This is a genomic window from Pseudoalteromonas sp. Z1A2 (genome assembly GCF_011378755.1).
Classification (GTDB): domain Bacteria; phylum Pseudomonadota; class Gammaproteobacteria; order Enterobacterales; family Alteromonadaceae; genus Pseudoalteromonas; species Pseudoalteromonas distincta.
The window spans coordinates 1-26,295 of the sequence record NZ_WTKX01000038.1; the positions used below are offsets into that span (position 1 = coordinate 1).

At 39.9% G+C, this 26,295-nt stretch carries 23 protein-coding genes; 17 read left to right on the forward strand and 6 right to left on the reverse strand.

The window, feature by feature from the left end; genetic code table 11:
- Positions 1-204 precede the first annotated feature (204 nt).
- Both GQR47_RS18740 and GQR47_RS18745 read right to left on the reverse strand, forming a co-directional pair.
- Positions 205-885, reverse strand: coding sequence for a Fe2+-dependent dioxygenase (locus tag GQR47_RS18740; protein ID WP_002960803.1), 681 nt, complete (start codon positions 883-885; stop codon positions 205-207).
- 89 nt (positions 886-974) lie between these two features.
- The gene (locus GQR47_RS18745) at positions 975-3,155 is read right to left on the reverse strand and encodes a TonB-dependent siderophore receptor (protein ID WP_165724324.1); all 2,181 of its coding nucleotides are present in this window, start codon (positions 3,153-3,155) and stop codon (positions 975-977) included.
- 217 nt (positions 3,156-3,372) lie between these two features.
- Between GQR47_RS18745 and GQR47_RS18750 the strand changes: the two genes are divergently transcribed.
- Genes GQR47_RS18750 through GQR47_RS18775 form a run of 6 tightly spaced genes read left to right on the forward strand, consistent with a single transcriptional unit; the run spans position 3,373 to position 8,358 of the window.
- Entirely contained in the window at positions 3,373-4,146 is a 774-nt protein-coding gene (locus GQR47_RS18750; RefSeq protein ID WP_024596704.1) for a DUF3450 family protein, read from the forward strand.
- Positions 4,146-5,471, forward strand: coding sequence for a MotA/TolQ/ExbB proton channel family protein (locus GQR47_RS18755; protein ID WP_165724326.1), 1,326 nt, complete (start codon positions 4,146-4,148; stop codon positions 5,469-5,471). The genes GQR47_RS18750 and GQR47_RS18755 overlap by 1 nt, the downstream gene beginning before the upstream one ends.
- Positions 5,464-5,844: a MotA/TolQ/ExbB proton channel family protein gene (locus GQR47_RS18760; RefSeq protein WP_002960812.1), complete on the forward strand. Its 381-nt coding sequence runs from the start codon at positions 5,464-5,466 to the stop codon at positions 5,842-5,844. Before GQR47_RS18755 ends, GQR47_RS18760 begins: the two co-directional genes overlap by 8 nt.
- A 4-nt stretch (positions 5,845-5,848) precedes the next feature.
- Positions 5,849-6,253 carry a biopolymer transporter ExbD gene (locus GQR47_RS18765; RefSeq protein WP_036981164.1) on the forward strand — a complete coding sequence of 135 codons (405 nt, stop codon included), beginning with the start codon at positions 5,849-5,851 and terminating at the stop codon, positions 6,251-6,253.
- Between the two features lies 1 nt (position 6,254).
- Positions 6,255-6,911: an energy transducer TonB gene (locus GQR47_RS18770; RefSeq protein WP_024606384.1), complete on the forward strand. Its 657-nt coding sequence runs from the start codon at positions 6,255-6,257 to the stop codon at positions 6,909-6,911.
- A 19-nt stretch (positions 6,912-6,930) separates the two neighbouring features.
- Complete coding sequence (locus tag GQR47_RS18775; protein WP_165724327.1) at positions 6,931-8,358, forward strand: tetratricopeptide repeat protein; 1,428 nt, start codon at positions 6,931-6,933, stop codon at positions 8,356-8,358.
- 535 nt (positions 8,359-8,893) lie between these two features.
- Here the strand turns inward: GQR47_RS18775 and zapE are convergent.
- Entirely contained in the window at positions 8,894-10,003 is a 1,110-nt protein-coding gene (zapE, locus tag GQR47_RS18780) for a cell division protein ZapE (protein ID WP_165724329.1), read from the reverse strand.
- Positions 10,004-10,062: 59 nt separating this feature from the next.
- On the opposite strand from zapE, the gene rsuA reads away from it, so the two are divergent.
- The 3 genes from rsuA to GQR47_RS18795 all read left to right on the forward strand — a co-directional run bounded on the left by rsuA (position 10,063) and on the right by GQR47_RS18795 (position 12,833).
- Positions 10,063-10,761 carry a 16S rRNA pseudouridine(516) synthase RsuA gene (rsuA, locus tag GQR47_RS18785; RefSeq protein WP_138488517.1) on the forward strand — a complete coding sequence of 233 codons (699 nt, stop codon included), beginning with the start codon at positions 10,063-10,065 and terminating at the stop codon, positions 10,759-10,761.
- 386 nt (positions 10,762-11,147) lie between these two features.
- The gene (rluA, locus tag GQR47_RS18790) at positions 11,148-11,801 is read left to right on the forward strand and encodes a bifunctional tRNA pseudouridine(32) synthase/23S rRNA pseudouridine(746) synthase RluA (RefSeq protein ID WP_165724331.1); all 654 of its coding nucleotides are present in this window, start codon (positions 11,148-11,150) and stop codon (positions 11,799-11,801) included.
- 81 nt (positions 11,802-11,882) lie between these two features.
- Positions 11,883-12,833 carry a DUF3530 family protein gene (locus tag GQR47_RS18795; RefSeq protein WP_165724333.1) on the forward strand — a complete coding sequence of 317 codons (951 nt, stop codon included), beginning with the start codon at positions 11,883-11,885 and terminating at the stop codon, positions 12,831-12,833.
- Here GQR47_RS18795 and djlA read toward each other — a convergent pair.
- From djlA to GQR47_RS18810, 3 genes are read right to left on the reverse strand one after another with little or no spacing between them, the layout of a single operon-like run.
- The gene (gene djlA / locus GQR47_RS18800; protein WP_165724335.1) at positions 12,816-13,682 is read right to left on the reverse strand and encodes a co-chaperone DjlA; all 867 of its coding nucleotides are present in this window, start codon (positions 13,680-13,682) and stop codon (positions 12,816-12,818) included. The two genes, GQR47_RS18795 and djlA, sit on opposite strands and share 18 nt — an antisense overlap.
- Positions 13,683-13,713: 31 nt before the next feature.
- Positions 13,714-14,370, reverse strand: coding sequence for an N-acetylmuramate alpha-1-phosphate uridylyltransferase MurU (gene murU, locus GQR47_RS18805; protein WP_039485522.1), 657 nt, complete (start codon positions 14,368-14,370; stop codon positions 13,714-13,716).
- Positions 14,367-15,368, reverse strand: coding sequence for a phosphotransferase (locus GQR47_RS18810; protein WP_154904259.1), 1,002 nt, complete (start codon positions 15,366-15,368; stop codon positions 14,367-14,369). The genes murU and GQR47_RS18810 overlap by 4 nt, the downstream gene beginning before the upstream one ends.
- 100 nt (positions 15,369-15,468) lie before the next feature.
- Between GQR47_RS18810 and lptD the strand changes: the two genes are divergently transcribed.
- The 8 genes from lptD to GQR47_RS18850 all read left to right on the forward strand — a co-directional run bounded on the left by lptD (position 15,469) and on the right by GQR47_RS18850 (position 26,123).
- Positions 15,469-17,721, forward strand: a complete 2,253-nt coding sequence (lptD, locus tag GQR47_RS18815; protein WP_154904258.1) for an LPS assembly protein LptD — start codon at positions 15,469-15,471, stop codon at positions 17,719-17,721.
- A gap of 30 nt (positions 17,722-17,751) precedes the next feature.
- The gene (gene surA, locus GQR47_RS18820) at positions 17,752-19,047 is read left to right on the forward strand and encodes a peptidylprolyl isomerase SurA (RefSeq protein ID WP_165724337.1); all 1,296 of its coding nucleotides are present in this window, start codon (positions 17,752-17,754) and stop codon (positions 19,045-19,047) included.
- 2 nt (positions 19,048-19,049) lie between these two features.
- A complete protein-coding gene (gene pdxA, locus GQR47_RS18825; RefSeq protein WP_024589800.1) occupies positions 19,050-20,042 on the forward strand; it encodes a 4-hydroxythreonine-4-phosphate dehydrogenase PdxA in 993 nt (330 codons plus the stop codon).
- A complete protein-coding gene (rsmA, locus tag GQR47_RS18830) occupies positions 20,039-20,845 on the forward strand; it encodes a 16S rRNA (adenine(1518)-N(6)/adenine(1519)-N(6))-dimethyltransferase RsmA (protein WP_002960838.1) in 807 nt (268 codons plus the stop codon). The genes pdxA and rsmA overlap by 4 nt, the downstream gene beginning before the upstream one ends.
- A complete protein-coding gene (apaG, locus tag GQR47_RS18835; RefSeq protein ID WP_002960839.1) occupies positions 20,829-21,218 on the forward strand; it encodes a Co2+/Mg2+ efflux protein ApaG in 390 nt (129 codons plus the stop codon). The genes rsmA and apaG overlap by 17 nt, the downstream gene beginning before the upstream one ends.
- A gap of 8 nt (positions 21,219-21,226) precedes the next feature.
- The gene (locus tag GQR47_RS18840) at positions 21,227-22,045 is read left to right on the forward strand and encodes a symmetrical bis(5'-nucleosyl)-tetraphosphatase (protein WP_024596718.1); all 819 of its coding nucleotides are present in this window, start codon (positions 21,227-21,229) and stop codon (positions 22,043-22,045) included.
- Between the two features lie 137 nt (positions 22,046-22,182).
- The gene (locus GQR47_RS18845; RefSeq protein ID WP_165724339.1) at positions 22,183-24,198 is read left to right on the forward strand and encodes a methyl-accepting chemotaxis protein; all 2,016 of its coding nucleotides are present in this window, start codon (positions 22,183-22,185) and stop codon (positions 24,196-24,198) included.
- Positions 24,199-24,683: 485 nt separating this feature from the next.
- Positions 24,684-26,123 (forward strand): capsule assembly Wzi family protein, encoded by a 1,440-nt coding sequence (locus tag GQR47_RS18850; RefSeq protein ID WP_024596720.1) that lies wholly within the window; start codon positions 24,684-24,686, stop codon positions 26,121-26,123.
- Positions 26,124-26,295: the final 172 nt, after the last annotated feature.

The following is a 26,295-nucleotide window of genomic DNA, read 5'->3' on the forward strand; positions in this document are numbered from 1 at the left end:
GTTTTGGTGTAATAAAAAACCAAGAAGCGTTTAAGCTCCAAGAAAGTTAAATACGACCTTGAAGCTTAAAATGAGAGATGGTATCTACAAGTAATTTAACCTCAGCGTTAAGTTTTGGCTGTGGGCGTAGAGCTTGCTCACGCGAAAAGCGCAGCTTTTAATTACTTATATCTAATATCCAATATTTAATAACGAGTATTTTCGTTATGTCTGCGCCCACTGTCTTAGCAGGTTATGATAAACCCCTGTTAATTGAATAATCTCTGGGCTATCTTCTACTTTGCTGCGCAAACTTTGAATCGACATATCTAAATCAAATAATAAACCACGTTTTTCGTCGCTGTTTACCATGCTTTGCAGCCAAAAAAATGAGGCTAATCTGCGCCCACTCGTTACAGGCATTACACGATGTAAACTCGTTGAAGGGTATAACACCATACTGCCTGCGGGCAGCTTTACACTGTGTGAGCCATAAGTGTCTTCAATAACAAGTTCACCGCCCTCATAGTCTTCAGGGTCATTAATAAATAACGTCATTGATACATCTGTACGAATTTTTACTGGCGTACCCGGCACTTGTCTAATTGCATTATCTACATGCACACCAAACGATTGCCCGCCTTGGTAACAATTAAATAACGGAGGAAAAATTTTTGCAGGAAGCGCTGCCGACATAAACAAATTACTACGCGCAAGTGCTGCCATAATAATATCGCCAAGCTCTTGGCATTCAGGACTATTTTCAGGTAGCTGTAAGTTATTTTTTGCTTTGGTTGATTGATGACCTGCGGTAATACTGCCATCGGCCCACTGCGCTTTAAGCAAAACCTCATGGCAATACGCCACTTCTTCTTTCGTTAATAGCTCTGGAATTTTAACTATCATGTGCGCCCTCTCACATTTTCATCAAATAATTAAGGGCAGGTAATAGGCCTGCCCTTATGCTTACTTTTATTTTTTAATTTGTTTTAAAATTAAAAAGAGTAGCTCGCTGTTAAACTAAACTTACGACCATCACCTGGTACAAAGTGTCCACCCCCTAACTGATCAACGTAATCTTTATCACCTAGGTTTTCACCATTAAGCTGCAGGCTCAAATCTTTTGATATGTCATACGCAACCATCATGTCAAAAATAGTATAACCTGGCGCACGAGAGCGTGTTGACGTAGTGCCGTTGTAACTCTCACCTACATACTGCGCACCTAAACCAAACGATAACTTATCTGACATATCGTACGTAGTCCAAACACTCGCGCTATTTTTAGGCGTACGTGCAAGCTCGTTACCGATTTGAGTTGCGTCGTCGCCTAATGCTTCAGTTACTTCGCTATCTTGATAAGTGTATGAAGCAATTACAGTCCACTCTTTAGTAATTAGGCCCGTTGCTGAAAGCTCTAAACCTTGAACGCGCTGCTCACCACCGAGTATTTCGTCACTTGAGCTATCTGCAAATGGGTCATCAGTACGGGCATTGGTTTTTTCAGTACGGAAAAGTGCAGCATTAGTTTGCAGGCGGCCATCCATTAGGCTCCATTTAGTTCCTAATTCATAACTGCGGCTTTCTTCTGCGTCTAAATCAGCTGCATTTGAACGCGTAGATACCGTTAGGCTTTCAGCCGATGGGTTAAATGAATTACCTGCGCCTAAATATACACTGCCATTTTCTGTAGGTTTATAAACTACAGCGGCATTCCAGCTAAATAAATCGTCACTTGTAGAAATTAAAGCGCTTGGGTCATTGTAATCGTTGTGATAATCCGTAGTGAAGCTATCAAAGCGAATTCCACCTGTAACTTCCCATTGCTTGTTAAGTGTCACTGTATCAAATGCATAAATAGCTTGGTTTTTAGCTTTAGCTTCAATGCTTGTACCATCACGGCCGTACACACCCGTAAATGCAATTGTTGCATCAGGGTTGTATAAGTCGTTACGTATTCCATCTTCAATTAGGTTATCAGGCGTAGTTGCAACAAAGTTATGGCGTGTAAACGTTTCGTTTGCAAGTTCAACACCCACTACTACGTCGTGAGTAAAGCCAGCAAATTCATAGTTACCAATTAAATCAACTTGAAGTGCAGCAAGTGAATTTTCAGTATCACGTGTTTTTTCATCTGCAAAGGTAATGTCAGTGTCTGTTGTAACCGAGAAATAGCGCGGTGCAGTTGTTACTGACTCACGCTTAACTTTACCTAAACGACCTTGCACACGTAATGTAGTATTTTGAGAAAAATCATACTCATAACGAGCTGTTGTTGAGTAAGCTTCAATATCTTCGTAATCACGATAAATATTACCGTAAAAGTTATCAAAATCGACAGGAGAAGGTGAGCGCGCGCTATCTGCAAGTTCAGCTACTGGCGTATCACTGTAAACCCAAGGAATACCATAATCTGGTAAATTGTCTTGGCGTTGATACTCTAGATTTAAATCAAAACGGCTGTTTGTACCAAGCCCTGTTGCAAATGCAAACGCAACAGCATTTGTTTCATTCTCAACATGATCACGACCTGCAACATCACCTTTATCAGTAAGAAGGTTTATACGTAGTGCGCTTGTGTCGTTTACTTGAATGTTAGTATCAAAACGACCACGGTAATCATTTTCAGTGCCTAAACGTAGCGAAACGTCGTTAAAGTTGTCTAACTTCGCCTTTTTACTTTCTAAATTAACACTGCCACCTGTTGCGCCACGACCAGAAACAGCTGAACCTGGGCCTTTTGCAACTTCAACGGCTTCAATGTTGTAAATATCGCGTGTGTAACCTGCAACATCACGAATACCATCTACAAAAATATCATTTGTAGCACTAAAACCACGAATCGACATGCTATCGCCAGTAGGTGAGCCACCCTCACCTGCTGCTAAAGAAATACCTGAAACATTACGCAAAGCATCACGTAGGCTATCTACGTTTCTGTCTTTCATTACCGCTTGGTTGATTACTGTTACCGTTTTAGCTGTATCGAGTAGCGGTTGAGTGTATTTATGCGACGTTGATTTTTCTACAACATAACTAGACTCAGTTTTAGTTTCTGCTTTGGTTACCGATAGTTCTTGAACATCCTGTGCACTTGCCCAAGTTGAAAGCGTAGCTGTAACAACCGCTGCAATTGGCTTCACGTACGCATTTCCTTTATTCGATGGCTTACTCATGGTTACTCCGTAGTTTTTATTAAGCACTTAACTATTGTTAATTTAAGGTACATATTTAATTTCGGCGAAATCCTACCACTCAAACAAAGCAATGTAAACGATAACTGTTATCAATTGCATTGTTATGTGAATTCCTATATTGTATACACACTTAAAAATTAACAGTAATTACGTCCTTGTAATTGCTTGTCGTAACTTTCAGGATTGTTGTTAAGTAATGCGAAGCTTAATTAAACCAATTAGCGTAGTTATCGCGCTTTGTAGCACTATGGCAGTAAAAGCCGACACTGTTAGTGAGCTAGAACAACTCGTTAATAAATGGCTACAAATAGAAAATCAAAACACAGAATTAAATACTCATTGGCTTGAACAAAAAAGCAGTATGGAGCAAACCTTAACGCTTCTTAATGCCGAGCAGCAGCAACTTAGCGAGCTTAATCAGCGTAGAAAAAAAAGCACCAGTGAGCTTGCCCAAAAACGCGAACAGCTTGTAACTCAGCAATCAGAGCTTGAAAATGATCAACAGCAATTAAATGATCAACTAGCACGTATTTCTGGGCAATTACTTTCATTACAAGTGCAACTCCCCCCGCCACTTTTGAGTAGTTGGAAAAACGCCGGTGATTTAAGCGATTCAAAACTCAGTACAACTGACAAATTACAAACAGCACTAAAAATGCTGACTCTACTTAATGATTTTCAACAACGTATTTCTATTCACGAAATGGCTATTAAACACCCTGACGGGCAAGAAGTATGGGTTAAGCAGCTTTATTTAGGTGCAGCTCAAGCATGGTTTGTAAGCGAAGACTTAAGTTATGTAGGTATTGGTTTTCCAAGTGATTTAGGTTGGCAGTGGGAATTTGATTCAAGCATTAATGCAGAACAAGTTGCACTGGGTATTGCTGTACAGCAAAAAAAGCGCGCTGCTGATTGGGTAACACTCCCAATATTAAGTTATGTAAATAAAAACCAGCAAGGGGCTAAATAATGGCTACTAACAGCATAATTAAAGTATTTAGCGCCACAGTTTTACTTTTTAGTGCAAACATATCTTTTGCAGCTAGCAGTGATGATACTAAACAAAGTATTTTAAATGATATTAAAACAGCGCAACATACTCTAAATAAAACTCAAAATAGTATTTCAAAAGAGCAAGCGACCCTTGCAAAGCAAATTTTTACCAAGCAGCAATCGCTCAGTAAATTACGCGAACAAGCAGCCGTTAATCGCCGCCTAGCTGACGAAAACACATTAAGTCTTGATCAGTTACAAACCCGATTAGACACTTGGCAACAGCAGCAGCAATATCAATTAAACTTACTTAGCCGTTTTGTACGCCAAAACACCAGCAATAGTGCTAGCAGTAACGAGTCGGCTAATAGCCAAAACGAGTTATTAAGCCGTGTTGTATCGCTAATTAATAATCAAGAGCAAGCACTTTATCCACAGTTAAAAAAACAATCGGTTGTGCTAAGTAATGGCGAATTAAGCCAAGCTAATACCCTTCAAGTCGGGCCTGTTGCATGGTTTAGTACGCAAACACCTAAACTTATGGGTTTATTAAATTTAGATGATGAGTCTAATGCATTAAAAGTAGCGTTAGTACAATCAACAAGTGACGACAACCCACTCGATAATACTTTAAAGCAAAACGGTGTAGGCTCTACATTACTTACTTTTGATCCTAGTTTAACGCACTTAGTAACTAGCCAAGCCCAACAAGAAAGTCCGCTTGAACACCTAGAAAAAGGCGGTTTATGGGCTATCCCTATTATTTTATTTGCCTGCTTTGCACTTACCATTGCGCTATTAAAAGCCGCCCAGCTACTGCGTTTAAGTAAAATTAAAATGCACTCTCAAATGCAATTACAGCAACTTTTTAAAGCTGAAAATAGCAGTGAATTTGCAGGTATGCAGCAGCAGCTATTTAACTTAACGCTGCAGAGCGAAAAAGGCCAAGTACGAGACGATCAATTATTTAATCAGTTAATTCATGATAAGCATAAACTCGATAACTTTATTGGCGCTATTGCCGTTACTGCAGCAGTAGCCCCACTACTTGGGTTATTAGGCACTGTTAGCGGCATGATCGAAACATTTAAAATGATGACCTTGTTTGGCTCAGGCGACCCAGAAGTTGTATCGGGCGGTATTGCACAAGCACTTATAACTACCGAGTTAGGTTTAGTTGTTGCTATACCTGCACTCGTTTTAAATGCACTGTTATCGCGTAAAGCAAAAGCGTATTACAGCCAACTAGAAGGCTTTGCATTACAGCTAAGTCAACTAGAGAAAGGAGAAACCAATGTTTGAGAAAATCGTTAGTAACCCTATTTGCTGGTGTATTCTTTTACTCGCTTTATTTGTATACCAGCTGATTTTTCATGACTTACTGCACCTTAAACAATACCAAGCGCAGCGCAAAGGTTATTGGCAAGAAGTTAGCTCTATTTTAACTGCAGCGCTTCCGCTACTTGGTTTATTAGGCACCATTGTTGGTTTGCTTGATACATTTAAAGTAATGGCGCTGGGCCATAACGAGTTAATGAGTGACGCCATTGGTGATGCATTGCTAACAACTCAATTGGGCCTTGTGTGCGCTATTCCTGCGTGGTTAATGCAAGCTTACTTAGCGTATTCGCAGCGTAATCCTAAATTACATACGTTAAGTAAGCAGTTAGGGTAACACTATGCAATCACGATTAAAGCACAAGCTAGAGCAAGAAGCGGGGCAACATATTGATATGTCGCCGCTACTTGATGTGGTATTTATATTGCTAATATTTTTTATTGTTACAACCGTATTTGTACGCGAAAGCGGCGTTGAGGTTGATAAACCACAAGCCGTATCGGCCAGTCGTCTTGAGCAACAAGTTATATTTTTAGCAATAACCGACAACCAACAAGTATTTTTTGATGGCAGCCAAATTGGTGTTGCGGGTGTACGTAGTAGTGTCGAGCAAATGTTAAAACAGCAACAACGCCCTGTGGTTATTCAAGCTGATAAAACAGTACCTACTGAGTTACTTGTTCAAGTAATTGACGAAGCAAAGCTGGCAGGCGCAGCGCAAGTTAACTTAGCTACGAAACAATAATATGCAGACGATTAACCCGCTTCAAAAAACAAAAAACAATCGCCATCCGCTGTTTGCATTTGGCCTTAGCCTCATTGTACTTAGTGCTGCATTACTGCTTTTATGGCTTGGGCAACTTGCAGAACATCATATGCAAGACAAAGTGGTTGTACGTGAGATTGCCATGGTGGCACTGCCACCTCCCCCTCCTCCATCAATATCACAACAGCAAACAAGTGAGCCAATGCAAAGCTTAGCGGTAGAAGGTGCAGGCGCGTCAATTCAAGCCGTAAAAATTAAGATAAAGAGTGATTTAAGTATTGTAAAACCCGATACACCCAACGTAAAAGTAAGCGCGCCACAATGGCAATCAATGAGTGTAAATTGGGATGCATTTAGCTTAAATCAACTCGATGGTCTCCCAACTTTACTTACTCCCGTCAAGGCCGTTTTACCAAAAAGCTTAACCCGCCGAGGTGTTGATGTATTTACTGTGAAACTCGATGTATTTATTGATGAAAGTGGCAAGTTAAGTTTAATTGAGGTAGTACAAAACCCATACCCTGAACTTAAACCAGCTATCGACAAAATTATTAAACAAAGCCGCTTTAGTGCACCTAAAAAAGAAGGTGAAACCGTACGCGCTCGCTTTATTTGGCCAATCGAATTTAAACCTTAAGCCTATTAAAATGAAAAATATGAATATATTTAAAACGCTAAAACCATTAACTCGCGCAGTTATCACTACTTTAATGTGCTCACTCCCTTTATTAGGTGTAAGTAGCGTGCATGCAAGCGCTGCTAGTACGCCATTAAAAAGTGCGCCACTAAAAGTAACCTTATCACCTAGCGATCCAACATGGCAGTTGGCTATAAATAACAAATTACTAGGCCCTACAGAGGTTCTTATTGAGCCGACCGAGCGCGGTTTTGCTCGCCAAGTGCAACCACTCTTACAAGCAGGTAATTACAGTGAAGTTGCGGCGCTATTTAAAGGCCGTGATATAAGCCAAGATAGCACTGCTTTAAACTTATTACGTGCACAAGTACTGCTTTCAACAAAAGACTTTAATAACGCTGAACTAGCTTACTTAGCGTGTTTAAAAGCCTCACCTGATTTAGTAAAAGCACACCAAGGTTTGAGCCTTTTATACATGCAACAAGCAAAGTATGACAAAGCACAAACACACCTAGTTCACAGTATTGAACTTGGCCAAGCTGACGCACAAAGTTATGCGCAACTTGCTTATATACACGTGCAGCACAGCCAACCTTGGAGCGCAGTAGCGGCCTACCGCCAAGCGCTAATGCTAGCGCCAAAAACAAGCCAATATCAACAAGGTCTATTGTTTGCGTTAATTGAATCGGGTAATTTAAGTCAGGCAAGTGCATTACTAAAAGAATTACTTAATAAAAGCCCTGATAAAGCTGAACTTTGGCTGCAACGTGCACAAATAGCATTACAGCTTGATCAAAAAAAGCAGGCGCTTGCTGCTATTGAAGTAGCCCTAAAACTCAACACTAAAGATGCCAGTAACCAGCTTTTAGCAGCCCAGCTGCATTTAACTGAAGGCAGCACTGAACGCGCAGTGAGTTTATTAAAGCAAGGTTTAAAACACGCCACTAAACAGCAGCAAGTTGAGGTTATTAATACCACGATGCAAACTTTAGGCTGGCTTGTATCTCAACAAAAATGGGATTTAGCTAAAGAGCTAATAGGCAGCGCAAAAAGATTAACTAAGCAGCTACCCCGTGATGAACAAGCGCAGTTTTCTGTATACAGCGCACAAATTGCTATGCAACAAGGTAATACTAAACGTGCTCTTAAAAGCTTAAATAATGCACTTAAAATAAACCCGAATTTAGGTGATGCCCTACTTAGTTTAGCGAGTATATATCGCAGTAAGAGCCAACTTACCCAAGCTAAACTTATGTATGTTCGTGCACAAGCTCTACCTGATTACCAACTATCGGCGTGGCTTGGATTATCGCAAATAGCAATTGATTCTAAAGACTACCCGAGTGCGCTAAAGCATCTTAGAAAAGCATTACAAGCCAACCCACAACGCCAGGACTTAATTACTAATATTCGCGCCCTTGAGAATATAGTGCGCCAAGAAGGGTAAGTTTAACACCGTGGTTAAATTTACTTGTATAAGCACAGCTTGCTGGCTGTGACGAGCAAAGCTCGTAATTTCTATATGCAATAAGATCTTAAGTGATTTGTTCACAAAGAGGTTTAGAGGGCGCTGCGCTTTAGAGAAGTAAAAATATATAATTACTATTGTTTTATGTTTTCTCATTTACTCCTCTTTTATTTCTCTTTGTGCGATAAGTTTTTAGATAATTTATTCACAAAGAGGTTGAGAAGGCGCTGCGCTTTAGAGAAGTAAAAATACATAATTACTATTGTTTTATGTCTTCTCATTTACTCCTCTTTTGCTTCTCTTTGTGCAATAAGATCTTAAGTGATTTATTCACAAAGAGGTTGAGAAGGCGCTGCGCTTTAGAGAAGTAAAAATACATAATTACTGTTGTTTTAATGTCTTCTCATTTACTCCTCTTTGTGCGATAAGATCTTAAGTGATTTATTCACAAAGAGGTTGAGAAGGCGCTGCGCTTTTCGCGTGAGCAAGCTCGTTTACAATATATATTAAAGCGTTACCAATTTTGCATTTCGACTATGCGTGATTGCGTGCGCGCATATTCAAAGCTCAACTTTTTACCTTTATACAAATGTTCAATGTCGGTTTGCGCATTTATTACCAGCAATTTATGGCAATCGTAAAACTCATCTACTAAGGCAATAAAGCGCCGTGCTTCGTCGTCAAAAGTGTGCTCATCAAGCGTTTGTTTTTCGCGTTGGTAGCTATCTTCTATACCGTGAACAATAACTTTACCCGTTGCTTTAACACCCATTTGCGGCACGTTCGATACATATAACACATCAAATTGTGTTGCTAACAACATATAATCGTTAGCACTACGAGGGCCAGAGCATAACGCCATAAAATCAATCATCAAGGCATTATTGGCTCTTAATAAATAGGGTAAGTCACGCCCATGCACAGTAATTGTATTGCTACATGTTACAACCGGATACGAAGCTAAAAACTCATTTTTAAAATCGAGATTTGATAAATTTATAAAATAGTGACGACTGTTTTTACCATATCTAAAGCGGTGATCGTCCTCCCCTGCCACGTTAATTATATAGCAATGGTTATTAATTAAATCAATAGTAGGTAAAAACCGCGCTCGTTGTAGGCCGTTGTAATAAAGCTGCTCTGGCTTTGCGTTCGATGTGGCCACCAGCACAACACCTTGTTCAAACAACGCATTAAACAATCTGGACATAATCATGGCATCGCCAATGTCGCTCACAAAAAACTCGTCAAAACACAGTACTCGAATATTTTTAGCCCACTGTTTTGCAATTAGAATAAGTGGATTTTTTTGACCTTGTAGCTGCGAAAGTTGGGCATGCACTTGTGCTATAAAATGATGAAAATGCAGCCGCTGCTTTTGCTCAATAGGTAGGTTTTTATAAAATAAATCCATTAACATGGATTTACCACGCCCTACGGGTCCATATAAATAAATGCCTTTTATTAAGGGCGCTTTTTGCCACCATGATGTGTGAGCTTGAAGTTGCTCGTTTAGCGTATTTAAAGCTTCCACCGCATTTTGCTGCGCAGCATCAAAACACAGTTCACCTGTGTCTATTTTTGCTTGGTAAAGGCTTAAAATTTGTGTGCTGTGCACTGTCATGGTATTTCACTATCGGCTATAATCGCGCCCATTGTAGCCGACTAAAAATGTGAACCAAAATGAAATTCCCTTGCCGCTTAGATAAATTTATTAGCCACTTAGCTGAAATACCGCGCACCCAAGCTCGCGCTAGTATTAAGCGAAAAGAAGTAAGCGTTAATGGCGAAGTAATCACATCACATAATTTTCAGCTAGCCCAGCAAGATGAAGTACTGCATCAAGGTACGCCTTTGGTATTTTTAGGTAAGCGCTATTACATGCTAAATAAACCTGTTGGCTATGTATGCGCTAACAGCGATGAGCTACATAAAACCGTTTTTGACTTACTTGATGAGCCAAATATGAGCGACTTTCACGTGGCAGGTCGCCTTGATATAGATACCACAGGGTTAGTTATTATTACTAATGATGGCGATTGGTCACATAAAATTACGTCGCCTAAAAGCAATAAATTTAAAACCTACCTAGTCGAAACTCAAGAACCGATTACCGATGAAGCACTTGAGCAATTACGTACAGGTGTCATGCTGCATAACGAAAAAGATTTAACCCGCCCAGCTATAGCTGAGAGACTTGCTAATTACGGACTGCGTTTATCAATAAGTGAAGGAAAGTATCATCAAGTTAAACGTATGCTTTACGCGGTAGACAACAAAGTGGTTGAGTTACATCGCGAGCAGATTGCGGGGATTACCCTAGATGAAAACTTGGCCAGTGGTGAATATCGATTATTAACACCCGAAGAAATTAAGTTATAAAAGCGCTTTAAAGGAGCCTAAGTTTGGATATACTAGGGCGTGTTGAGCTTTGTGGATTGAAATTTGTTCAATCTAGGGGCGATTTAATCGCGGCGCGAGGTTTGTAACCTAGTGGGCTAAGTAAAAATCGAGCAACAAAGAGTTAATCGCCCCTAGAAAGAACCCAAAGGGCAGAGCATGTTTGGCATTTATGCTGCGTTATCGCCTAATTATGGGGAATAACCACACTACATAGGCTCTGCCTTGCCTAAAAACCAAACATACTACTGCAAATTCAACCACCAACGTTCAACACGCCCTAACTAAAACAATATAGCCAAACTTTTACTTGAGCCTGTTGGCTTGCTCTACTAAAATAGCGCCCTTCAAAATTACTAAGGTCGGCCGTGTTAGTTAACTACAATCCCCCTATGAGTCCGTATTTAACAATACTTTTTCAGGATGACGACTTACTGATAGTTAATAAACCAAGTGAGTTATTAACTGTCCCAGGTAAAGATCCTAAACATGCCGACAGCTTAATTAATCGTGTTAATTGTGTTTTTCCAACAGCGAGAATAGTGCACCGCTTAGATATGGCGACTTCTGGCATACTGTGCCTTGCCATGAATAAAGCCGCGCACAGACATTTAAGTATGCAGTTTCAAGAGCGCGAAACAGCGAAACGTTATATCGCACGTATATACGGACACCTTGAAGCTGAAACAGGATCAGTAGATTTACCCCTTATTTGTGATTGGCCTAATCGCCCTAAACAAATGGTTGATCACGACAGAGGTAAACCTTCACTTACGCATTTTAAAATACTTGAGCGTGAAGAAAATGCAACCCGTGTAGAGCTAACCCCCATCACTGGTCGCTCGCATCAACTACGTGTGCATATGTTAAGCCTGGGTCATCCTATTTTAGGTGACAGGCTTTACGCCCATAAAGAGGCACTTGCTGCGGCTCCTCGCTTACAGTTACATGCACAAATGCTGCAATTAAAGCACCCTAAAACTGAGCAAGTACTTACTTTTGAAGCTGAGCCAGAATTTTAACCGGCGCAAATACTTCGTAAATTATTAAACTTTTAGATAACCTTGCCGATACCTAACTAATTGTCATTAGTTAGGTGCATTATGCTATTTTCACGGTTTTTAAAAGCAGCTTTTTACATACAGCTCAGCTGTGCGCTACTTTTAGCTAACCCCGCCAACGCGGCTGAACATATTGCCCCACCTAGTTTATCAAGCATTGAAAATAGCGACATTGAGCGACTACTTCCAAGTGATGAAATAAAGCCAATATTAGCGGGTGAAACAGAATTTTTAAGCCTTTACAGCGAATATATGAGTAGTAATTTTAGAGGTATCGTAATACTTATACCCGACTGGCATTCTTCACCTACCAATAACTCCGGTATGGGCTACTTGCGTAAAGAGCTTAATAATTTAGGCTACAGCACCTACGCAATGACAGTGCCCGACATTGATTGGCAAGCAAGTAAAATGGCCAAAGCAACGCCTAATGAAGCAGAAACAGCGCCTAGTAAAGCCGATGAACCTGCATCACCCGACACAGCAACAAACGCACAATCACAGCCTGCAAAAATAAAAGAAGAACCTCATTACGTAAATGCAATTGAAAAAGTAACTGACGACATACTTGATGACTATAAAATAAATCTCATTTCTCGGTTTAATGCGCTGTATCAAACCGCTATGGAAGATTCGAGTAATATAGTTGTTATTGCACAAGGTACAAGTGCGGGTGTGTTGTTGGAGTACTATGCAGATTTTCCAGATGAGAGACTAGATGCGTTTATAAGTTTAAGCAGTTACTTACCTAATACTAAGCGTAACGAAAGTTTGAGCCAAACAGCGTCACTTGTTACACCCGCCTTGCTTGATATTTACTACGCAAATGACAGCACAGACATTTTAATGAGCCTTAAAAATCGTCAGCGCTGGGTTGAGCGAAATGCAAAATTTGATTACCGCCAACGCCAATTGTTTGGCCTGCGCGATCAACCTGGTCAACACGCACGCCTAACAAAAGAAATAGACGGTTTTTTACGCCGACTTTTTTAAATACTCATAAGCGGCTTGAATATCTTGGCTCTTTTTAACAGCCAATTCCATCATGTGCTTTGGTAAACCTTGCGATACTAATTTATCTGGATGATGTTGCGACATAAGTTTACGGTAAGCTACTTTTATATCACGCTGCGTTGCATCGCTATTTAAGCCTAATAACGCCAATGCTTGCGCACGATTCATATTATTATTTGGCGGTACATGATGGCCAGAACCCTCACGGTAGCTACTGCTTTGACCTTGGCTTTGTTGCTGCTGATTAAAGCGCTGTTGTTGCTTTCTAAAGTTAAACTCAGCTTGATAACGTTTTAATACAAATGCAAAGTGTGTTTTAGAAATGCCTAGCTGTTTACTTACTTCTGCTAATAATTGCTTTTCTTGTTCGGCTAATACCCCGTCAGAAAACGCCATTTGTATTTGTATTTCTAAAAACAACTGTATTAGATCGTTTCGTTTAGCAAAGCGTTCTTTAAAATCGTGTACGGTTTCTTTAAGTGAAAAGTCGCCCTCTTTACCTGACTGAAATGCATGTTGTGCTTCGCGGCGCTCTTCCCCCTTTAAGCCCATTTCGTCCATGAACAAGTTAGCCGCTTTTATGTGTATTTCGCTCACTCGGCCATTCGATTTTGCAATGTGCCCCATGACAGCAAAGCAACTTGAAAAGAATAAAGCTTGGCGCTCGTGAACATCGTCACCACTAAATAAGCTAGAAAAACCGCCTGCTTTATCAAAGTTATTTTTTAAGCTTTTATCAAATAAATGACCTAGGTATAAACCTAAAATAGCACCAAATATTTTGCCAAACATAAAGCCAAAACAAAAACCGAGAATTTTTCCCCACATCTATAATACTGCCTTCTTAAAAATTGAGTTGTTACGCCTCAAGGCGCGTGTTTAATTGGTTTAAACGCTCTGGTGTACCAATGTCATCCCATTGCCCTATATAGAGCTCAGTAGAGACTAAATGTTCATTTAGCTTTTCACGTAAAATAGGCCCTAAAGGGCGAATACCTTGCGTTAATCCTTTAAAAAAATCAGCCTGATAGCGGCCAATCCCCGAAAAGGTATATTTTTGACTCTCGGCCGACAAATGGCTCAATGCAAAGTCGCCATCAGGATTGTGTGGCGGGTTTTCTATAAGCACTATGTGCGCCTCACCGGGTTGCAAATGAAGTTGCATTAGCGCACTTACATCATAGTCGGTGTATACATCGCCATTTATTACAATGAACGAGTCGCCCAACAACGGTAACGCTTCAATAATACCGCCGGCTGTTTCAAGGCCACCTTCAACTTCTTGGCTATAAAGTATATTTACGCCAAATTGACTGCCATCTTTAAAGTAGTCTTTTATTTTATCACCCTGCCACGCAAGGTTTATTACAATATCGGTAATGCCGGCTGCTTTAAGGTTATTTATATGGTGCTCAATAAGTGGTTTTTCTGCCACTTTTAACATTGGCTTTGGCATATTTTGCGTAAGCGGCATCATTCTTTGCCCACGCCCTGCAGCTAAAATCATTGCTTTCATGAGCGCTCCTTTGCCAACTTTTCAGTCACTTTTGGCACTATGGTATTTTTTGTCCACTCACTCAATGCTTTAAGCTCTGGGTAATTTGCTGCCACTTCAATAATGTAATCAAGCGTCGGTAAAATATTATCTAAATAACCTGTTTTACCATCGCGTAAATACAATCGACAAAATATACCCGCAGCCTTTAAGTGGCGCTGTAATCCGGTTAAATCAAACCAATATTTAAACTCATCGAATGAAGTGTTAGTCAGTAAATTTTGAGCTGTAAATTCTTGATAAGCAAAATCAAGTAAACTTGTTAATTCTTGCTCTGGCAATTTAAAGTAACAATCGCGCAGTAGCGATACTAAATCGTAGCAAAGCGGCCCGCGTACAGCATCTTGATAATCTATAATGGCCCACTGGCCGTCACTATTCATAATATTACGGCTATGGTAATCACGATGAACGGTAACCGTAGGTTGCTCAAGCATCGCCTTTGTTAATAGCTCTGAACTTGCTTGCCACATTATTTTTTGTTCTGCACTGAGTGGCTCATTAATAAAGTCGCTTACTAACCACTGGCTAAATATATCAAGCTCTAGCTTTATAAAATCTTCGTTATACGCTTGCATAGCAGAAGCTGTGGGCGTTTTTGCCCACTGAGCACTTAAACTAATTAATGCTTGGTAATGCTCGGTGCGATTTGCATCATCAAGCATGTCAGCTAGGTGCGTACTGCCTAAATCACTGAGGATAAAAAAGCCCTGTTTCTCATCACTTGCAATAATAGTGGGAAGTAAAAAACCTTGCTCAACAAACACCTGGTTTAGCAAAATGTAAGGTTCGTTATTCACTTTTTTTGGATCTGAGTCCATCACTATTAAATGTTTATTATCGTGATTTAAACGATAATAACGGCGAAAGCTAGCATCCCCCGTGATCGCGTTTAAAGTATGCGACTTGGCATTAAGGTGTGTGTTTATAAATTGTTGTAAATTCTCAAAGCGTGTCATTTTATTAGATATCTATTTTTATAGGTCAATTACTGTAATTGCCATTATTTTCCTTTATTATGTGTATATTATATTAAACACAAAGTATTAAGGTCGATAAATGAGCAAAACCTGGGGCATATTGATGCTAAGCGTAGTTAGCGCACCATCGCTTGCCGAAACTGAACTGGCACACAACCTTTGTGGCATTTCAATGCAAACCAGAGCTTGGCAACCACTTGAAGGCCTTAACCTTGGTGAAGTTGATATCCAAGCTGATGATGTTGAGCTACTTGGCACTCAAAGCGCTGAATTTACCGGCAATGTTGATATTAACACCCTTAAGATGAGTTTGTCCGCACAAACTGCGTTGATAGACAAACAGCGTGGTTTATTAAATGCAACGGGGCCAATTACTTATCAAGACTACGTAAGTAAAGTAAACAGCACCGGATTAAATGCCGATTTAAATAATTCAGAAGTCAGTTTGTTAGGCGCCGACTACAGCCTAACCGAACAACAAGGTAAAGGCGGCGCTGAAAAGCTCACTGTTAATCAGTCTGGCCTATTACTCATGAATGCAAGCTTTACTACTTGCCCAAGTGACACTCCAGCATGGGAAATTGAAGCTGACGAAATAAACCTTTCACGCGAAGAAGGCTGGGGCGAAACATATAACGCCGTATTGCGTATTTTAGATACTCCGGTTTTATATTTACCTTATTTTACATTCCCCCTAGATGAACGCCGTAAATCGGGCTTACTTACCCCGACTATTTCAAGTTCTGACAAATACGGCCTTGAAACAATTACGCCTTATTATTTAAATATTGCACCTAATTTTGATGCCACAATTACGCCTCGTTATATGTCTAACAAAGGGCTGCAGTTACAAACAGAATTTAGATACCTAACAGAGCAACACGAAGGCTTAGTAGGGATTGAATACTTAGATAGTGATGATTCTGAGCCTGATTTGAATGAACGCTACATGTTTCATTGGCAACAGCAAAGCTACATAGGTGAAAACTGGCGCGCAAACGTTGATGTAACCAATGTGAGCGATGATAACTACATCACCGACTTAACTTCAAACTACGCAAGTAAAACCGATACTCAATTGTATCGTACTGGTTCACTTACCCATTTAGGTGATACATGGCGCACTGATATTAAAGTGCAAAACTTTGAAGTACTCGGCGATCACTTAGAGTCATACACTGCAATACCACAAGTTAATTTTACGCAAACAGCGCCTTGGCGTTTTGATAATTTTGACTTTAGTGTGTCGGGCGAGATTAGTCATTTTACTAATGATTCATCAGAAGTGGCCATAGACAGCGCAACTCGTGTACACGTAGAGCCAAAAGCACGTTACAACTACGCTACGCATGCGTGGTCATTTTTGTCTGAAGTAAGCTTATTACAAACTAATTATAAGCAAAGCGGAAACTTAACCGGCACGCAATACAGCGATACTGTATCGCGTACTATCCCAAAAGTACGTTTGTACTCTCAGCTTAATTTTGAGCGTGACGCATCTTACTTTTTTGAAGATGGTATACAAACACTAGAACCCCAAATTCAGTATTTATATACACCTAATAAAGATCAGTCAGATATTGGCTTGTTTGATACAACCAAACTGCAAGATGATTATTATGGTTTATTTAGAGACGTGCGCTTTTCGGGTGTTGACCGTATAGCAGCTGCTAATCAGTTTACTTTAGGTGCTACAACGCGCTTATTTGATAAAAAACAAGAAGAAGTGTTTAACTTTAGTGCGGGCCAAATATTTTATTTAAGTGACGATGCCAAGCCAACAGAGCAAGGCTTAAACTCAGACACTAATTATAATGCACTATTTGCAGCTCAAACCATGTTACATTGGCACCGCCGTTGGTACCTCGCTGGAGGTATTCAATATGATACAGATGGCAAGCAAATGGTACAGTCAAATGTAACGCTTGATTATAAAGGTGATAATAATCAGCTAGTACAATTGAACCATCGCTATGCAAATGATGTCTCAGGAAATACAATCGAGCAAGCAGGTGTATTTACAAGTATTCCTATTAGCGACGAATGGCAATTTATTGCGAGCTATCATCGAGATCTTGAAAACAACAGAAGTATCGAAGTATTGAGCGGATTACAGTATGAATCATGCTGTTGGGCTATCCAAATTACTGGCCATCGCCAAATTGAAACTGATTTAAATCAGTCAATAGGACAAGAACAAGCAACTTTTGATTCAGGTATTAGTTTGAATTTTGTATTAAAAGGACTTGGCAGTAAAAGCCGTTATGATGCACAAAAATTATTACAACAAGGTATTTTTGGCTATCGTAGACCGTATTTTCTTAGTAACTAGAGTACTATCAGCAAGAGTAGTAAAAAGAATATGAATTTAAAAAAATTATTAACATCAGCAGTTTTAAGTGCCAGCCTTTGTCAAAGTGTAATGGCTGCACCAGTAGAAATAGATAAAGTTATTGGCGTTGTAAACCAAGGCGTAATTTTAAAAAGCGAAGTAGACACCATAATTGATCGTGTTAAAAAGCAAGCACAAGAACAAGGCCAGCAATTACCAAAAGATGAAACACTTCGTGTACAAGCTGTAGAGCGTTTAGTTAATCAAGCGCTTATGATGCAAATGGCTGATCGTATGGGGTTACAAATCTCAGACAGCCAACTCGATCAAACTCTCGCTAACATGGCAAAAGAGCAAGGCGGAACAATCGCCGACTTACGCCGCACTATTGAAGGTTCGGGCGAAAGCTTTCAAGCTTACCGTGAAGAAATTCGTAAAGAAATCACAACGCAGCAAGTAACACGTGCAAGCGTTGATCGTCGTATTTATATTAGCGAACAAGAAGTTGATAACCTTTTAAAAATTATGGAAACCCAAGGTCAAAGTGCTGAAGAGTACGACATTGGTCATATTTTAATAGATATCCCTAACGATGCGACAGCTGACGAAATTGCTGATGCAAAAACACGTGCCGATAAAGTTATTGAGCTATTAAACGATGGCCAAGAGTTTAAGCGTATTGCTATTTCATCATCAAGCGGCTCTAAAGCACTTGAAGGTGGACAACTTGGTTACATGGGCATTAACGAAATGCCATCGCTTTTTGCTGAAGCAGTAAAAGGCCAAAAGAAAGGCGCTATTGTTGGCCCACTTCGCTCTGGTGCTGGTTTTCATATCATTAAAGTACAAGACGTTCGTGGTCTACAAGTTGTAGAAACAACTGAAGTACGTTCACGCCATATACTTATTAAACCTTCAATTATTTTAAGTGAAGAAAAAGCACGCTCAATGCTTGCAGGCTTTGCAAAAGACTTACGCGCAGGAACAGCCGACTTTGGTGAACTTGCTAAAGAGTACTCAGAAGATCCAGGCTCTGCACTTAAAGGCGGCGAGTACGATTGGACAGATCCAACTACCTACGTACCTGCGTTTAAAGATACTCTGCTTTCTCTTAAGCAAGACGAAATAAGCGAACCGTTTAGAACACAGTTTGGTTGGCATATTGTGCAGTTACTTGGCAAACGTGTAGCTGATAAAACTGAACTAGCTAAACGTAACCGTGCTCATGGCATGTTGTTTAACCGTAAATTTAAGGAAGAAAGTTTTAACTGGCAGCAAGAAATGCGCGAGCAAGCTCACGTTGAAATTTTCCCTATAGACCAATAAATATGACTCTAAGAATTGCTATTACACCGGGTGAACCAGCCGGTATTGGCCCAGATCTGCTACTCACGCTTGCTCAGCAAGCGTGGGACGCTCAACTAATAGCGATTGCTGATGGCAAACTATTAAAAGAGCGTGCAAAGCATTTAGGCTTAACAATAAACTTAATTGAATTTGATGATAATGCCCCCGCCATAGCAGCACCTGCAGGCAGTTTGTATATTCATCAAGTTGATTTAGGTGCGGATGTAGAGCTTGGCGTACTAAACGACGGTAACGGCCAATACGTGTTAGATACCTTGCGTATAGCAAGTGAAAAAAACATGGATGGCACGTTCGATGCTGTTGTTACGGGCCCTGTTCACAAAGGCATTATTAACAAAGCGGGCATTTCATTTAGCGGACACACTGAGTATTTTGCGCAGCAATCAAATACTGCAGATGTGGTTATGATGCTTGCAACTGAAGGTTTACGCGTTGCACTTGTAACCACGCATATTCCACTTGCGTATGTGTCGCGTGCCATTACTCCTGAGCGCTTAACTAAAGTAGCGGGTATTTTAAATCACGATTTACAAACTAAGTTTGGGATAGAAAAACCACGTATTTTAGTGTGTGGCTTAAACCCACATGCAGGTGAAGATGGCCATTTAGGCCGTGAAGAAATAGAAACAATCACCCCAACGCTTGAAATACTTAGAAGCGAAGGGATGAATTTAATTGGCCCACTACCGGCCGATACCTTATTTCAACATAAATACCTATCTGAAGCAGATGCAGTACTTGCTATGTATCACGATCAGGGATTACCTGTGCTAAAATACAAAGGATTTGGTAAATCGGTAAATATTACCCTTGGCTTACCATTTATCCGCACCTCAGTTGACCACGGTACTGCTCTCGATTTAGCAGGGACTGGTACAGCTGACGTTGGCAGTTTTGAATTAGCGATCCGCGAAGCAATTAAGCTCGCCCAAGAAAAAGCACAAAATCAATGACCGATAAAGTACATTTAGGACACCGCGCTCGTAAGCGTTTTGGGCAAAACTTTTTATTTGATGAATCTATCATCGATAAAATAGTCTCTGCGATTGATCCTAAACCAGAAGACAACTTAGTAGAAATTGGCCCAGGCCTTGGCGCAATTACTGAGCCAGTAGCCGACTTAAGCGGCCATTTAACGGTTGTTGAATTAGATAAAGACTTAGCACAACGATTAATTGAACACCCATTTTTGGGTCCTAAATTAACCGTTAACCAAGGCGATGCAATGACGTTTGACTTTGCAAGCTTGGTTCGCGATGACAAAAAATTAAAAGTGTTTGGTAACTTACCTTACAATATTTCGACACCGTTATTGTTTCACCTTTTTGAATTTTCAGATCATATTGAGCACATGCACTTTATGCTTCAAAAAGAAGTAGTAAAACGCATGGTAGCAGGCCCAGGTAGTAAAACATTTGGCCGCTTAAGCGTAATGACTCAATACTACTGTAATGCAATGCCGGTTGTTGAAGTACCACCTGAGTGCTTTAAACCAGCGCCAAAAGTTGACTCTGCTGTTATTCGTTTAATACCTAAAAAGCCAGAGCAACGTACAGCAAAAAGCGTTAAAATTTTAAACACCGTGTGTTTAGAAGCATTTAACCAGCGCCGCAAAACGCTACGTAACAGTTTAGGTAACTTACTTACCGCAGAAGAACTAACTAGCATTGGCATTGATATAACGCTGCGTGCTGAGCGCTTATCTTTACAACAATTTATTGATATAGCTAACTGGATTTATGACAACAAGCAGTAACATTGGATCGCCTGTAAAGGTATCTGTAGAAACATTTTACGTAGAAGGCCAATCTCAACCTGAGCTTGAAAAATACGTATTTGCTTACTCGGTAACAATTAAAAACCATAGTTTATGCAGTGCAAAATTACTGAGCCGCTATTGGTTAATTACCGATGCAAATGGCAAACAAGTAGAAGTTGAAGGCGAAGGCGTTGTTGGCGAAATGCCAGATATTGGCCCAGGCGAAAGCTATAAATACACCAGCGGTGCAATTTTAGATACACCTGTAGGCACTATGCAAGGCCATTACACGTTACGCAACGAGTTTGGCTCTGAGTTTCAGGCGCCTATTAATGTGTTTCGTTTGGCTTGCCCTAACATTTTGCATTAAGCACTTAGATGGCAGATTATGCGATAGGTGATTTACAAGGGTGTTTTAGTGAATTTAACACCCTTTTACAACGGGTTGATTTTAAGCCAAGTAAAGATCACCTATATTTAGTTGGCGACATAGTTGCTCGCGGGCCTGACTCCCTAGCCTGCTTAGACTATATTTACCAACATCAAAATAGCATGACCATCACTTTAGGCAATCACGACCTTCACATGGTTGCCTGCTACTTTCTTAACAAACCTATCAATCCAAAAGATAAATTAAACTCAATATTTGAAAGCCCTAAATTGGCTAACTACATCGCTTTTTTACAAACCCAGCCATTGGCTTTAGAGCTTATAAAACATAACTGCTTTATATCTCATGCGGGGTTAAATCCCGATTGGTCTGTTGAAGATGCGCTAAAACAAGCTCAATTTGCACAAAGCTGTTATCAATCAAGTAACGCAAAAGCGTTTTTTGAACACATGTATCAGCCTCACCCCGCTAAGTGGTCGAATACCCTTGATGACTTTGCAAAGTTTAGATACATAGTTAATTACTTTACCCGCATGCGTTTTTTAACAAGTGATAACAAACTCGAGCTTAATGCAAAGGGTGGAATAACCGACAGCGAAACTCTCACTCCTTGGTTTAACCACCCCAATATAGCTAAATCTAAACACGATATTATTTTTGGTCACTGGGCCGCACTTGAAGGTAGAACAGGTAATTCACGGGTTCACGCCCTAGATACAGGCTGCGTATGGGGTAACACCATGAGCCTAATGGAGCTGAGTACTAAAAAAGTAATTGTAGAAAATTCCCACCTTTCGTCTAAATAAACTGAAAAAAAACAATACATCTGTTAGATTTATCAATTAATAGTTAAAATTAATTAAAGTAATTGATTTTAATTACTTAACTTATTGGTACAAACGCCGATAAGTCTTAATTGAAGTACTTTTTGAGTGGAAATCTTATGAACCTGACAGTAAGCCAGCGTATTTGGGGTGGTTTTATATTTATCACACTATTATTATTAATAATTGGTGGTAATTCCTTAATAAAAATTGCAAATATTGACCGTTCCACTCAAAAAGTGAACCAACTATCACTCCCAGCATTAAATAAAAGCTCTGAGCTACAAGCCGAATTTATTTTAATGAGTAAAGCCGCACAAGCGAGCTTTTACACTACATCAGCCAATGAGCTTGCACCAATAAAAGCACAGGTCTTTGAGCAAAAACAGCAATTCAACACGCTGCACCGTGAGCTTCAAGACGTAGTAAAAAACGATGCTGCACTTAATCAAAGCAGCCAAAACGTAGAAAAAACCTATTTAAGCTTTTTAAGCACCGTTGAAAATTTATTAGCAGATAAAGGCAAACAACTAGCATTAAATAAAGCATTAAAAGCACAATTAGAAAACATAGAACTAAGTGCAGAAGATGCTAACTCTGTTGTACTCGACATTATCGACATTGACGGATTTGAACAAAACCACCCTCGCGCTTATCAAGCTGCAAATAATTTAGAAAACAACTTTATGTCGGTAGTTAGTAACAGCACCGACATGCTAACTGTTAAAACGCTTAACACTCTCGATATTGTTAAGAACGAGCAAACGTATTACCTTGAAGAGGTAGTACGCACCGTTGATTTAATTAAGCCAGCAATAGAGCAAACGCATAGCGACTTATATTCAAGCCTAAAAGAATATGTTGATATTTTAGAAAATAACATAAAGGGCAGTAACAGCTTAGCAGCAAACAAAAAACGTTTAATTGATTCGATTACGCTTACGCAATCAGAGCTTGCACAGTCAGAGCAAGCCACCAAAATGGCACTTAACCAAATTGACGAGCTAGTTAATCAAGCGAGTGACGTTGCGTTTAAATTACAACAAGGTGTGCGCAGCGATGTAGACTCAGCTAATTTATGGACCTGGGTTGGTATGGTTATAGCCACCATTTTAGCAATTGTGATTGCCATTATTACTGTTAGCCGCATTACTAAACCTCTTGCTGAAGTTAACCGTATTTTAGATATTGTTGCCAGTGGTGACATGACACAACGTTTAAACGACAGCGCTAAAGACGAATTTGGCGAACTATCTAAAAGTTGTAATACACTAATTGACAGCCTACGCAGCCTAATTAAAGGTATTATTTCGCGCTCTACTCAGCTTGCAGCAGCATCAGAGCAAACATCGGCCATTACCTCAGAATCAAGCCAAGCAATTCGTAACCAGCAAGCACAAGTTGAACAAGCCGCAACTGCAACAACCGAAATGAGCAGTACATCGCAAACAGTTAGTAACAGCGCTCAACAGGCACTTAGCGAAATTAAAAATGCTGATAAAGAAGCTGAACGCGTTAAAGGTATTTCGAATAACAATAAAGCCACGATTGAACAGCTAGCACGTGAAGTAGACGACGCCTCACAAGTTATTAATAAACTGCATCAAGATAGCGCATCAATTGGCAGCATATTAGATGTAATACGAGGAATAGCGGATCAAACTAACCTACTTGCACTAAATGCCGCAATTGAAGCTGCGCGAGCTGGTGAATATGGCCGAGGCTTTGCTGTTGTAGCTGACGAAGTACGCTCTCTAGCGAGTAAAACTCAAGAGTCGACCCAAGAGATACAATCAATGATTGAGTCGCTACAAACAGGCGCAGAAGCTGCCGTAACAGCAATGAGCAAAGGTAAGCAACGTGCGGTATCGTGTGTTGAACAAACCGACCTAGCAAGTAGCGCTCTTGATTCGATTACATTTGCAGTTTCGCAAGCCCACGACGTAAGTGAAGAAATTTCGACTGCAGCACTTGAGCAACAACAAGTAGCACAAGAAATTAGCGAACGCCTTGAGTCGATTGTAGCCATAGCAGAGCAAACAGCCGAAGGCGCAAATCAAACTAATATTTCAAGTTCAGAAGTAGCAAAACTTGCTGAAGAGCTTCGCTTGTCGGTAGACGAATTTAAAGTTTAAGTTTACTAAAACGATTAAAAAACCCCGATGGTACACAGTACCATCGGGGTTTTTGTTTATAAGACCTTTAGAAATGAGATGTAAAACCTCACCTACAGAACAATTCTACCACCGAGAGCACAGAGGCGCTTCGCGCTACACTGAGAAGTTATTAGATCTTCTCCTTCACTTCTCGGTGGTGATAATAATGTCTGAATTACTTTATGAGTATTTAGCCCAAAACATTTTTACCACCGAGGACACAGAGGCGCTTCGCGCTACACTGAGAAGTTATTAGATCTTCTCTTTCACTTCTCCTTGTCTTCTCTGTGGTGATAATAATGTCTTAATCATGCTCTATAAGCGAGGTATAAAACCTCACTTACAACTTATATACATCAATTACTAACTACTAATATATCGCTTTTTTCTTCCTTACTTAGGCGTTTATTGCTAACCTCGCGTTAACGTTTTTACTTAAACAAATTTTTGCTAACGGAATAATTATGCTCAAAAAAATATCACTGTTTATCGGGATGGCAATCAGTGCAAATGCTGTTGCTAAAGGTGGCGTATCACCCTACTTACCTTTAAATCAAGCCCCAGAACTTGAGCACTTAGTACAACAACTTTTAGCTGTAAGTAAAAACACACACATTATGAGTAAACCTTATAAATCTCACGATATTTATCGAATATTACAAACCATAAGGTATGACTACCCTGAGCTTTATCACATACTTACTTATCAAATTAATCCTTATATACAATCAAGCGCAACCACTCTTGCTAAAGTAACTTTATCAGCAGGCACGAATGAAAGGAACATACCAAATCAACGCGGCCAAACAACAAAAACAAACCTAATAGTTGAAGGTGGTGCTTATTCTAATTTTGGTGATTACTTCGGTATGAGTGCAGTGGGTATAGCCAACGAGGATGAAATATTACTAACGCAAAGTATCATGTACTTAGGCTTCAAATATGCACAACTTGATATCGGTTATAGAGAGCATTGGTATTCACCTTTTAACAACAGCGCAATGTTACTCAGCACACAAGCCGAAACAACTCCATCTATATCCATAAGTAATGTAGCCCCCATAACTAGCTTTAATATTCGATACGATATGTTTATTACTCAACTCTCTGAGCAAAGAGGTATCTTAAAAAACAAAAGAGTCGAAAACGCAGAAGATCGAGAATATGAACCCGGAAAACCTTACTTATTCGGCCTGCATACTAGCTTAGCAATAACTGACAATCTGACTGTCAGTTTAAGCCGTCTCATGCAGTTCGGTGGGGGACCAAGAGATGTATCATTAAAAGATTTTGCTGAAGGTTTTTTTAGCCCCGGAAGCAAAGATAATGTTGGCGAAGATGACACAAACGACGTTAACTTTGAGTTAGGTGATCAACTAGGTGCTATTGCTTTTGAGTATTCGAACGCACTCTATAATACTCCTTATGAACTATATGCAGAAATAGCATTAGAAGATACCCTTGGAGGGGATCGTAATAATGCATATAGCTTTGGTTTATTTCTTCCATTTATCAGCGACAAACACAGCTTACGCATCGAACACAGTAACTGGCAAGAGCTTTGGTATGCCAATGGTATATATCTAGATGGAAATAGAAATAACGGCAATGTAATTGGCCACTGGGCTGGTGATGAGCATATCTACGACGACTATGTTGCTGCTAAGGCCGTTAGCTTAAATTGGAACTGGCAATTGAATCGAAAAGAGAGCCTGCAAACTACATTCAGCAGTTTAAAAAACAAAAGTGATGTTTATACGACCAGCTATGAGTTACAAATAACTTATAATAGAAAGCTTTCTAGAGCAGCTTGGGGAGTTAAAAGCTGGGGTGTAGATTTTTATGGCGGTAAGGATGTATACGGTGACTCATTTGCTAAATTAGGTGTCTTTGCTAATTTTTAACACCTTGTAGGTGCGAATTTATTTCGCGCTAATGTAATTTAACTTTACCAAAGCGAGGTATAACACCTCACCTACAATATACCGTAAACGTCCGGTGATCATCACCTAGATATTGATATTCCAAGGCAATAATTGTTCTATGTCTGGCTCAGGCTGACAAAGCTCATCGAGG

Bases quoted from the DNA above. Each gene is read 5' to 3' on its own strand.
- GQR47_RS18765 (WP_036981164.1), top strand. From the start codon at position 5,849: ATGCAATCACGATTAAAGCACAAGCTAGAGCAAGAAGCGGGGCAACAT.
- pdxA (WP_024589800.1), top strand. From the start codon at position 19,050: ATGACTCTAAGAATTGCTATTACACCGGGTGAACCAGCCGGTATTGGC.
- GQR47_RS18740 (WP_002960803.1), bottom strand. From the start codon at position 885: ATGATAGTTAAAATTCCAGAGCTATTAACGAAAGAAGAAGTGGCGTAT.
- GQR47_RS18745 (WP_165724324.1), bottom strand. From the start codon at position 3,155: ATGAGTAAGCCATCGAATAAAGGAAATGCGTACGTGAAGCCAATTGCA.
- surA (WP_165724337.1), top strand. From the start codon at position 17,752: ATGAATTTAAAAAAATTATTAACATCAGCAGTTTTAAGTGCCAGCCTT.
- rsmA (WP_002960838.1), top strand. From the start codon at position 20,039: ATGACCGATAAAGTACATTTAGGACACCGCGCTCGTAAGCGTTTTGGG.
- GQR47_RS18840 (WP_024596718.1), top strand. From the start codon at position 21,227: ATGGCAGATTATGCGATAGGTGATTTACAAGGGTGTTTTAGTGAATTT.
- lptD (WP_154904258.1), top strand. From the start codon at position 15,469: ATGAGCAAAACCTGGGGCATATTGATGCTAAGCGTAGTTAGCGCACCA.
- GQR47_RS18810 (WP_154904259.1), bottom strand. From the start codon at position 15,368: ATGACACGCTTTGAGAATTTACAACAATTTATAAACACACACCTTAAT.
- GQR47_RS18795 (WP_165724333.1), top strand. From the start codon at position 11,883: ATGCTATTTTCACGGTTTTTAAAAGCAGCTTTTTACATACAGCTCAGC.
- zapE (WP_165724329.1), bottom strand. From the start codon at position 10,003: ATGACAGTGCACAGCACACAAATTTTAAGCCTTTACCAAGCAAAAATA.
- GQR47_RS18770 (WP_024606384.1), top strand. From the start codon at position 6,255: ATGCAGACGATTAACCCGCTTCAAAAAACAAAAAACAATCGCCATCCG.
- GQR47_RS18775 (WP_165724327.1), top strand. From the start codon at position 6,931: ATGAATATATTTAAAACGCTAAAACCATTAACTCGCGCAGTTATCACT.
- rsuA (WP_138488517.1), top strand. From the start codon at position 10,063: ATGAAATTCCCTTGCCGCTTAGATAAATTTATTAGCCACTTAGCTGAA.
- GQR47_RS18845 (WP_165724339.1), top strand. From the start codon at position 22,183: ATGAACCTGACAGTAAGCCAGCGTATTTGGGGTGGTTTTATATTTATC.
- GQR47_RS18750 (WP_024596704.1), top strand. From the start codon at position 3,373: ATGCGAAGCTTAATTAAACCAATTAGCGTAGTTATCGCGCTTTGTAGC.
- apaG (WP_002960839.1), top strand. From the start codon at position 20,829: ATGACAACAAGCAGTAACATTGGATCGCCTGTAAAGGTATCTGTAGAA.
- GQR47_RS18760 (WP_002960812.1), top strand. From the start codon at position 5,464: ATGTTTGAGAAAATCGTTAGTAACCCTATTTGCTGGTGTATTCTTTTA.
- djlA (WP_165724335.1), bottom strand. From the start codon at position 13,682: ATGTGGGGAAAAATTCTCGGTTTTTGTTTTGGCTTTATGTTTGGCAAA.
- murU (WP_039485522.1), bottom strand. From the start codon at position 14,370: ATGAAAGCAATGATTTTAGCTGCAGGGCGTGGGCAAAGAATGATGCCG.
- GQR47_RS18755 (WP_165724326.1), top strand. From the start codon at position 4,146: ATGGCTACTAACAGCATAATTAAAGTATTTAGCGCCACAGTTTTACTT.
- GQR47_RS18850 (WP_024596720.1), top strand. From the start codon at position 24,684: ATGCTCAAAAAAATATCACTGTTTATCGGGATGGCAATCAGTGCAAAT.